A 5,759-nucleotide genomic window follows, 5' to 3' on the forward strand; every position below is an offset into this window, starting at 1 on the left:
CGGGCTTTCCTCCGGGCTTTCGTTCTGTTCTTGCGTTTCCGACTCTATCAGACTCTTTCGGGCCTGACTCCCTCGGTGCTTTCCAGGTATTCGCTTTCGCGCTTTCCTTTCCGGCGATTCCGACTCTATCAGAACCTTTCGGACCTGACTCCCGGTCAGCGGGGTTTGCCTTCAGGGCTGTTGGGCCCTTCCGGCGAGTGAGACAGTAGCGGATTCCCTGCCCCCGAACCTAATCGGCGGCCGCGTCCTCGGACGCGGATTCCTCATTCGCAAATACACATGAAAACGGGACGACAAAGCGAGTCGCGCGTTCGAATGTGTAGTGCGGGATGGTTGTCCGGGGACCGACCGGGGTCGGCGCTCACTTCGGACAACTCGAAGAACCTTACGGACTCGGAACAGGTGTGTCAACCCCTGGCTGGTCGGCCACGCGGGGTTCCCGAATCTCACCTCCTCCCCACCTCCCACGGTCTACGCTGCGGCCATGACTACGCACGTGCTCACGCTCAGCCTTCGCTGGTGGGCCGCCTGACGGCGGCCGGACCATCACGCGAGCACGCACGCGCTCACGGCCGCCGCCTCGGCGGCCGTTTTCGTTTCTCCCCTCCCCGGGAGTGGCTCGGTCGCCGACGCGGTGGCCTCGTACACACCACTCACATCAAGGGAGAGCGGACATGACGAGGATCTTCAGCGGGGTCAAGCCGACCGGGCATCTGACGCTGGGGAACTACCTGGGGGCCGTACGGCAGTGGGTCGCCGCCGACCAGGCGCCCGACGAGGCGCTGTTCTGCGTCGTCGACCTGCACGCGCTGACCGTCGAGCACGAGCCGGCGCGGGTGCGCAGGCTCAGCCGACAGGCGGCGACGCTGTTGCTCGCCTCGGGGCTCGATCCGGAGCGGTGCACGCTCTTCGTGCAGAGCCACGTCGACGAGCACACCCGGCTCGCGTACCTGCTGGAGTGCACCGCCACCGACGGCGAGCTGCGGCGGATGATCCAGTACAGGGAGAAGGCCGCGAGGGCGCAGGGCGCCGGGGACGGTGTGCGGCTCTCACTGCTCACCTATCCCGTGCTCATGGCCGCCGACATCCTGGCGTACGGAACGCAGGAGGTGCCGGTGGGCGAGGACCAGCGGCAGCACGTCGAGCTGACCCGGGACCTGGCCGTGCGGTTCAACCAGCGGTACGGGCACACCTTCACCGTCCCCAGGGCGACCCACCCGGCGGTGGGCGCGCGGGTCATGGACCTTCAGGAGCCGACGTCGAAGATGGGAAAGTCCCACGAGAGCGGGGCGGGCGTCGTCTACCTGCTCGACGAGCCCGAGGTGGTCCGTAAGAAGGTGATGCGGGCCGTCACCGACAGCGGGGACGGCGGCGTGGTCTACGACCGGGAGGCGCGGCCCGGGGTCGCGAACCTGCTGGATGTCCTCGCCGCCTGCACCGGCGGTGAGCCGGGGGAGCTGGCCGACGGGTACCAGGGGTACGGGGCGCTGAAGCGGGACGTCGCCGACGCGGTGGTCGAGCTGCTGCGGCCGGTACGGGAGCGGCACGCGGTGCTGGCCGCGGATCCGGCGGAGACCGAGCGGGTGCTGCGGGCCGGGGCCGGGCGGGCGCGGGAACTGGCGCGGCCGGTGGTGGACCGGGCGTACCGGGCGATCGGATTGCTGGAGCCGTGACGGGCGGGGCGGGTGGGGGCCCCGGGTGACTCGGGGCCCCCACCCGTCACGGGTGTCTCAGCTGTTGCCGGAGGCCAGCTCGCGGCTGCGGTCGCGGGCGGCTTCGAGGGCGGCGATGAGGGCGGCGCGTACGCCGTGCTTCTCCAGCTCCACGATGGCGTTGATGGTGGTGCCGGCCGGGGAGGTGACGGCCTCGCGGAGCTTGACCGGGTGCTCGCCGCTGTCGCGGAGCATCACGGCGGCGCCGACGGCGGCCTGCACGATCAGGTCGTGGGCCTGGGCCCGGGGCAGACCGAGGAGGATGCCGGCGTCGGTCATGGCCTCGACGAGGAAGTAGAAGTACGCGGGCCCCGAGCCGGACAGGGCGGTGGCCGCGTCCTGCTGGGACTCGGGGACGCGCAGGGTCTTGCCGACGCCGCCGAAGATCTCCTCGGTGTGCAGGAGGTGCGCGGCGGTGGCGTGGCTGCCGGCCGAGATGACTGACATGGCCTCGTCGACGAGGGCGGGGGTGTTCGTCATGACGCGGACGACGGGGGTGCCGGGGCTGAGCCGTTCCTCGAAGAAGGAGGTCGGGATGCCGGCGGCGCCGCTGATGATCAGGCGGTCGGCGGGGACGTGCGGGGCGAGCTCGTCGAGGAGCCGGCCCATGTCCTGCGGCTTGACGGTGAGGATGAGGGTGTCGGCGCGCTTGGCGGCCTCGGCGTTGGAGACGGCCTCGACGCCGTAGCGGGACCGCAGCTCCTCGGCGCGTTCCGGGCGGCGGGCCGTGACGAGGAGCTTCGAGGCGGGCCGGCCGCCGCGGATCATCCCGCTGAGGAGGGCCTCGCCGATCTTGCCGGTACCGAGGACTGCGACTGTCTGGGTCATGCCCGATTCACCTCGCCGAACTTCTCTTGCACGCGTGCTGGGGATACGTCCTCATCCTTGCACCCGGGGGCGCAGCGGCGGGCGGGTGTCCGGTCCGTGGTCCGCGGTCCGCGCTCCGCGCTCCCCGGCCGGTTCGGGACGTGCGGCGGGGAGGGCGTCAGGGGGTGCGGCGGCGGAGGGTGGCGGCGCCGAGGCCGAGGACGAGTACGGCGCAGGCGGCGACGACGACGGCGTCGCGGACGAAGGCGGCGGTCATGTCGGTGTGGGTGAGGACCTGGGTCATGCCGTCGACGGCGTAGGACATGGGCAGGACGTCGGAGATGCCGGAGAGGACGGGCTGCATGGTGTCGCGGGGGGCGAAGAGGCCGCAGAGGAGCAGCTGGGGGAAGATCACCGCCGGCATGAACTGGACGGCCTGGAACTCGGAGGCCGCGAAGGCGGAGACGAAGAGGCCCAGCGCGGTGCCGAGGAGCGCGTCGAGGAGGGCCACGAGCAGGAGCAGCCAGGGGGAGCCGACGACGTCGAGGCCGAGCACCCAGAGAGCGAGTCCGGTGGCGAGGAGGGACTGGACGACGGCCACGGCGCCGAAGGCGAGGGCGTAGCCGGCGATGAGGTCGCCCTTGCCGAGCGGCATGGCGAGGAGGCGTTCGAGAGTGCCGGAGGTGCGCTCGCGCAGGGTGGCGATGGAGGTCACCAGGAACATCGTGATGAGCGGGAAGATCCCGAGGAGCGACGCTCCGATGCCGTCGAAGGTCTGCGCGTTCCCGTCGAAGACGAAGCGGAGCAGCGTCAGCATCAGTACGGGGACCAGCAGCATCAGGGCGATCGAGCGGGGGTCGTGGCGGAGCTGGCGCAGGACGCGGGCGGCGGTGGCGGCGGTGCGGGCGGGACTCAGGGCGGCGTTCATCGGGTCTGCTCCCCGGCGATGGTGGCGGCGGTGGGGGTGGGCGCTGCGGCGGGGGTGGGCGCCGTGCCCGTCTTCGCGGCGGCGTTGGCTTCGTCCACGAGGCGCAGGAAGCCCTCCTCGACGGTGGCGGAGCCGGTGCGGGTGCGCAGGGCGTCGGGGGTGTCCTGGGCGAGGATCCGGCCCCCGCGCATGAGGAGGAGGTCGTGGCAGCGCTCGGCCTCGTCCATGACGTGGGAGGACACGAGGATCGTGGCGCCGCGGGTGGCGGCGATGTCGTGGAAGAGGTTCCACAGGTCGCGGCGCAGGACGGGGTCGAGCCCGACGGTGGGTTCGTCGAGGACGAGGAGCTCCGGCGTGCCGAGCAGGGCGACGGCGAGGGAGACGCGGCTGCGCTGGCCGCCGGAGAGGTTGCCCGCGAGGGCTCCGGCGCGGGAGGTGAGGTCCACGTCGGTGATGGCGCGGGCGACGGCTGCGCGCCGGCGGTCGGCGGCGGCCCGGCCGGGGTCGAGGACGGCGGCGAAGTAGTCGAGGTTCTGCCGGACGGTGAGGTCGTCGTAGACGGAGGGCGCCTGGGTGACGTAGCCGATGCGGGAGCGGAGCTCCGGGTGGCCGGCGGGGCGGCCGAGGACGTCGAGCGTGCCGGTGACGTGGGCCTGGGTGCCCACGACGGCGCGCATGAGGGTGGACTTCCCGCAGCCGGAGGGGCCGAGGAGGCCGGTGATGCGGCCGCGGGGGACGTCGAAGGCGATGGAGTCGAGGACGGTACGGGGGGTGCGGCCGGTGCCGCGGCGCACGGTGAGGCCGTGGGCGTGGATGGCGGCCGGGGTGCGGGCCGGGGCTCCCTCGGAAGCATTATTCATCATGTGATGAATAATGCTCCCGCCGATGCCGGTCGTCAATCGGCGGGACGGAATTCGCCCCCGGCGGGCGGGCGCGGGAGCCGGGCACGGCTGCCCGCCGGGGGCGGGGAGCCCGGGGGCACGGGGGCCCGAGGAGCCCGGGGGCCCGAGGGTTTGAGGGGCCCGGGGGCAGGGGGGCAGGGGCTCGGGGGGCAGGGGCCCGGGGGCCGGGAAGCCGGGGCTGGGGGGTCCGGGGGGTCCGGGGCCGGGGCCCGAGGGGGTGGTGACCGTGGCTGATTGCGCGTCCTGGGGAGGTGGTCCCCGGAGGCAGGCGACGGGGCGGTCCCGGGGTCCCGGGGTCCCGGGCGGCCGCGATCGGTGCGGGCGGCGTTGCCGCGGGCAGCTCCGGCACGGGCAGCAGGCGCGGGGGGGCAGGCGCGGGCAGCGGGCGCGCGCGGGGGGCAGGCCCGGTGGCGGGTGTCCGGAACGCACCGTGTGTGGAACGGCGGTGCCGGGCGAGGGCTAGGGCGGCTCAGGCGGAGGAGGCGGGGTTGCCGCCGGCGGGTTTCGGGACGCCTCCCGTGTGTGCGGCGGCGCATGGCACGCCGGCCAGGAGCGTGGGTCCTGAGCGGGTCAGCCCGTTCCGCGTGCCGCTCGGCCCGGGTGCCGCGTCGGCGCCGGGCGCGGCGGGGTCACTTCTTGCGCTTGGGGCGGCGGGCCGCCGGGTTTCCGGTGCGGGAGCTGCGGCGGCGGGCGTACTCGACGGTGGCGCGCTCGTACTCGGCGCGGCGCAGCTTCTCCCCCGGGGCCTCGAAGAAGCAGCGGATGAAGTACGCGATGAGGGAGCCGATGAAGCCGATGGTCTTGAGGCCCTTGAGCGCGGTCTCGTCGGACGACGGGGCGGCGCGGCGGCTGAAGGAGTCCCAGGTCTTGACGAAGGCGATGGAGCTGGCGATGGCGAAGAGGACGACGACGGAGATGCTGAGGAAGGGGCCGACGTTGCCGATCTCCAGGCCCTCGTACGACAGGCGCAGCAGGAAGGCCGCCGCGACGGCGGTGAGCAGGGAGCCTCCGGCCATGGCGGCACGGCGCAGGGCGTAGCCGCCGTCGTGCTTCACCCAGGTGGTGCCGAAGAACTGGATCGGCTCGGGCTCGGGGCCGCTGGGCTCCTGCGCCGCCGGGGCCGTGGCCGGCTCGGCGGGGGTCTGGTCTCGCTGCTCGTCGCTCACACCGGCGATTATCCCCCGCCGGGCCGGACGAGCCGTGTGCGTCTCGCGTGGCGGAACGGTTGCCGCGGGGTTCCCACGGCTGGTGAGGGCCGGGAGGGCCGTGAGGGCTCGTACGGAACGTGAGCGCCCTGCGGGCTCGTGTGGCACCCGCGGACGGGGATGCGGCCGGGTCCGCGCCGGCCGCGGGGGGGCGGCGGGGCACGCGGCGGGGGGGGCCGCCCCAGGAGGGGCCCCCCTAGGGCCA

General features: G+C 73.5%; 5 protein-coding genes. 1 reads left to right on the forward strand and 4 read right to left on the reverse strand.

The window, feature by feature from the left end; genetic code table 11:
* The first annotated feature begins 674 nt into the window (after positions 1-674).
* Positions 675-1,673, forward strand: a complete 999-nt coding sequence (gene trpS, locus ABT106_RS30840; RefSeq protein ID WP_351284054.1) for a tryptophan--tRNA ligase — start codon at positions 675-677, stop codon at positions 1,671-1,673.
* A gap of 57 nt (positions 1,674-1,730) precedes the next feature.
* Here trpS and proC read toward each other — a convergent pair whose 3' ends face one another.
* The 4 genes from proC to ABT106_RS30860 form a co-directional block, all read right to left on the reverse strand.
* Complete coding sequence (gene proC, locus ABT106_RS30845) at positions 1,731-2,540, reverse strand: pyrroline-5-carboxylate reductase (protein WP_351284057.1); 810 nt, start codon at positions 2,538-2,540, stop codon at positions 1,731-1,733.
* A 157-nt stretch (positions 2,541-2,697) separates the two neighbouring features.
* Positions 2,698-3,447 carry an ABC transporter permease gene (locus ABT106_RS30850; RefSeq protein WP_351284060.1) on the reverse strand — a complete coding sequence of 250 codons (750 nt, stop codon included), beginning with the start codon at positions 3,445-3,447 and terminating at the stop codon, positions 2,698-2,700.
* Positions 3,444-4,310 (reverse strand): ABC transporter ATP-binding protein, encoded by an 867-nt coding sequence (locus tag ABT106_RS30855; RefSeq protein ID WP_351284061.1) that lies wholly within the window; start codon positions 4,308-4,310, stop codon positions 3,444-3,446. The genes ABT106_RS30850 and ABT106_RS30855 overlap by 4 nt, the downstream gene beginning before the upstream one ends.
* 668 nt (positions 4,311-4,978) lie before the next feature.
* On the reverse strand, positions 4,979-5,515 hold the full coding sequence (locus ABT106_RS30860; RefSeq protein ID WP_502979533.1) for a hypothetical protein: 537 nt from the start codon (positions 5,513-5,515) through the stop codon (positions 4,979-4,981).
* Between the last annotated feature and the right edge of the window lie 244 nt (positions 5,516-5,759).

The sequence above is a fragment of the Streptomyces sp. NPDC002044 genome, from assembly GCF_040296725.1.
Classification (GTDB): Bacteria; Actinomycetota; Actinomycetes; order Streptomycetales; family Streptomycetaceae; genus Streptomyces; species Streptomyces antarcticus.

Excerpts from the sequence above, each read along its gene's own strand:
- proC (WP_351284057.1), bottom strand. The coding sequence starts at position 2,540 with ATGACCCAGACAGTCGCAGTCCTCGGTACCGGCAAGATCGGCGAGGCC.
- ABT106_RS30855 (WP_351284061.1), bottom strand. The coding sequence starts at position 4,310 with ATGATGAATAATGCTTCCGAGGGAGCCCCGGCCCGCACCCCGGCCGCC.
- ABT106_RS30850 (WP_351284060.1), bottom strand. The coding sequence starts at position 3,447 with ATGAACGCCGCCCTGAGTCCCGCCCGCACCGCCGCCACCGCCGCCCGC.
- trpS (WP_351284054.1), top strand. The coding sequence starts at position 675 with ATGACGAGGATCTTCAGCGGGGTCAAGCCGACCGGGCATCTGACGCTG.